At 76.9% G+C, this 3,261-nt stretch carries 2 protein-coding genes; both read right to left on the bottom strand.

Annotated features, from left to right (window positions below):
* Positions 1 to 54: 54 nt before the first annotated feature.
* Complete coding sequence (locus ACLIYP_RS29865) at positions 55 to 2,397, bottom strand: xanthine dehydrogenase family protein molybdopterin-binding subunit (RefSeq protein WP_412716204.1); 2,343 nt, start codon at positions 2,395 to 2,397, stop codon at positions 55 to 57.
* Positions 2,394 to 3,261 (bottom strand): (2Fe-2S)-binding protein (locus tag ACLIYP_RS29860; protein WP_412716203.1); only part of this gene is annotated, 868 nt, incomplete at its 5' end. The genes ACLIYP_RS29865 and ACLIYP_RS29860, both read right to left, overlap by 4 nt.

Raw genomic sequence — 3,261 nt, 5'->3', positions numbered from 1 at the left:
GGCCGGGGCCGCGCCTGAACCGGGCCCCCCGCCCGGACGGGGAGCCGGCGGAGGTCAGGGGTTGGCCACCGCGGCCTGCGGGCGGATCGGCAGCCGGTTGACCGGGCGCCCGGTCGCCGCGCGCACCGCCGCCGCCACCGCCGCCGGGGAGACCACCACCGGCACCGCGCTGACCGACTTCGCGCCGAAGGGAGCGACCACGTCCCGCTCCTCGACCAGCCTCACGATCCGGACGTCCGGGGCGTCCAGCGCGGTCGGCAGCGGATAGGCCGTCAGATCGGGGTGGCGCACCACGCCGCGCGAGACCCGCAGGTGCTCGGTGAGGGCCGCGCCGACGCCCTGGGTGACGCCCGCCTCGATCCTGGTGCGCAGCTGCTGCGGGTTGAGCACGCGGCCCACGTCCTGGGCCACGGCCATCTCCACCACCCGGACCGTGCCCAGCTCCACGTCCACGTCCACCACGGCCCGGATCGCGGCGAAGGCCAGGCTGACGAAGGCGTCGCCCTGGCCGGTGTCGTCCAGCGGCTCGGTGGGGTGTGGGCGGCACTGGGCGGTGGCCCACAGCTCCTTGCCCTCCAGCGCCTCGGCGACGGTGGTGCTGAGCACTCCGTCGTAGGAGGTGATCTTGCCGTCGGCGATGCTCAGCAGCTCGGTGGACATCCCGAACTTCGCGGCCAGCGGCTGGAGGAGCTGGGTGCGGACCATCTTGGCGGCCCGCTCCACCGCACCGCCCGAGACCCAGGTGTGGCGCCCGCGGGCGCCCGGTCCGGCCGGTGGCTGGTCGGTGTCGACGGCGACGACGTGCACCTCCTCGACGCCGAGGACCTCCTGGACGATCTGCCGGGCGAGGGTGGAGAAGCCCTGGCCGGTCTCCACGGCCGCGCACATCACCGTGGCGACGGGCCCGTCGACCTTCACCGTGGCCGTGGACACCTCGTCGGTGCCCTCCGCCCCCAGCATGTGGACCATGCCCAGCGCGAAGCCGATCCCGCGCCGCACCGCGCCCGGGTCGCCGGCGCCCTCGGGGCCGCCGGGCAGCAGCCACTCCTCCGGGCCCGGGGCGCCGTCCGCGCCGTCGGCGGGCAGCGGCGGCAGCGGCGCCTCGCGCACCGCGCGCAGCAGCTCGGCCACGGGCGCGGGGCAGGTGACGGTCTGGCCGGTGGGCAGCAGGTCGCCGGTGGCCATGACGTTGCGCATCCGCAGCTCGACCGGGTCCATGCCCAGCCTGGCGGCGAGCTTGTCCATCTGGCCCTCGTACGCGGCGCACACCTGCATCGCGCCCTCGCCGCGCACATGGCCCGACGGGGGGTTGTTGGTGCGCACGGCCCAGCCGTCGATCGCGGCGTGCGGCACCACGTACGGGCCGGCGGCGAAGGAGACGGCGGCGGCCAGCGCGTCGGCGGAGTCGTCGGCGTAGGCGCCGGCGTCCAGCAGTATCTGCGCCTCGACCTTGACCAGCCGGCCCTCGGAGTCGGCGTGGTGGCGGTAGCGCAGCAGGGTGGGGTGGCGGTGGGCGTGGCCGAGGAAGGACTCCTCGCGGTTGGCGGCGAGCTTGACCGGGCAGCCGGTCCGCATCGCCAGCAGGCCGAGCGGGAGCTGCACGCTCAGGTCCTCGCGGTCGGCCATGGCCCCGGGGACGCCGGTGACGACGACCTTGACCTGCTCGGGGCGGAGCCCGAAGCAGGCGGCGGCCAGATCGCGGTCGGTGTGCGGATCGGTGGAGGCGGTGTAGATCTCCACCCCGCCGTCGGTGCGCGGCACGGCGAGTCCGGCCTCGGCGCCGATGGGGGCGGGGTCCTGGCGGCCGATGCGGTACAGGCCCTCGACGACCACCTCTCCGGTGACGGACTCGTCGCCGTAGCGCAGGGGGATGTGCCGGATCAGGTTGCCGTCGGGGTGGATGGGTTCGGCCTCGAAGGCCTTCTCCGGGTCGGTGACCGGCTCCAGCACCTCGTACTCGACCGCGATGGCGGCCGCGGCCAGCCGCGCGGTGTCGGGGTGGTCGGCTGCGACGGCGGCGATGGGCTCGCCGTAGTGGCGCACCGTGTCGCGGGCGAAGGCGGGCCGGTCCGCGACACGGCGGCCGTGGGTGGCGTCGCCGGGCACGTCCTCGTGGGTGATGACGGCCCGCACCCCGGGCATCTCGGCGGCCGGCGCGGTGTCGATGGAGACGATGCGGGCGTGCGGGTGCGGGGAGCGCAGCACGGCGGCCCACAGCAGCCCCTCGGCCCACAGGTCGGCGGCGTAGGGAAAGGTCCCCTGGACCTTGGCGAGGGCGTCGGCGGGCTGGAGCGAGGCGCCGAGTCCGTACCGCGCCTGCTCGGCCTCCGCTCCCGCGGCGGCGCCGGTGAGGGGCACTCCTCCGGCCGGGGTGGCGGTCACCGCGTCACTGCTCACTGCGCGCCTCCGTCCTGCGGCGGGTCGTGGTGGGTGCGGGGCGAGGCCGGTCCGGCCTGGTGCGGGATGTGGACGCGGGAGCCGTCGCCCCGCTCCCCGCCGTCGCCGGTGCGGCCTCCGGCTCCGGCCTCCCGGGCCTCGGCGAGCGTGGCGGCCGCGGCCTCGCGCTCGGCGACGACCGTGCGGACGGCGTCGAGCACACCCCGGTAGCCGGAGCAGCGGCAGAGGTTGCCGCTGACGGCCTGGCGGGTCTCCAGCTCCGTCGGGTCGTGGTTGCCCTCGAGCAGGTCGTGCAGGGTCATCGCCATGCCGGGCACGCAGAAGCCGCACTGCACGGCGCCGCAGGCGGCGAGCGCCCGCTGCACGTCGCAGGGCGTGCCGTCCCGGGCCAGTCCCTCGACGGTGCGGATCTCGGATCCGGCGGTGGTGGCGGCGGGCACCAGGCAGGAGGCGACGAGGCGTCCGTCGACCTGGACTGAGCACGCCCCGCACTCCCCCTGCGAGCAGCCGTCCTTGGCGCCGGCCAGGCCGAGGCGCTCGCGCAGCACGTAGAGCAGGGACTCGCCGATCCAGGCGTCGGTCACGGGCCGCTCGGCGCCGTTGACGCGCAGGACGTAGGAGACGTGCGGGTGCTCGCTGTCGACCTCGGTCGCCCGCGGCGCGGACGGATCGGCGGGCGGATCGGCGGGCGGCTCCCCGGCCGGCGGCTCCGGGGCGCCTCCGGCCTCCCCGGCGTCCGGCGCAGCCGGCTCCTCCGCCGCGCCCCCGGCGTCCGCGTCCTGTGCGGTCTCCGCGCCGGGCTCCGCCGGCCCGGCCGCCTGCGTCTCCCGGTCGTGCGCCTCCGGGACGGGCGCGGCCGCCGGC

This window comes from Streptomyces nanhaiensis, assembly GCF_046614825.1.
GTDB classification, from domain to species: Bacteria; Actinomycetota; Actinomycetes; order Streptomycetales; family Streptomycetaceae; genus Streptomyces; species Streptomyces radiopugnans.
The sequence above is the reverse complement of the archived record's forward strand: the minus strand, read 5'-3'. Positions and strand labels throughout refer to the sequence as shown.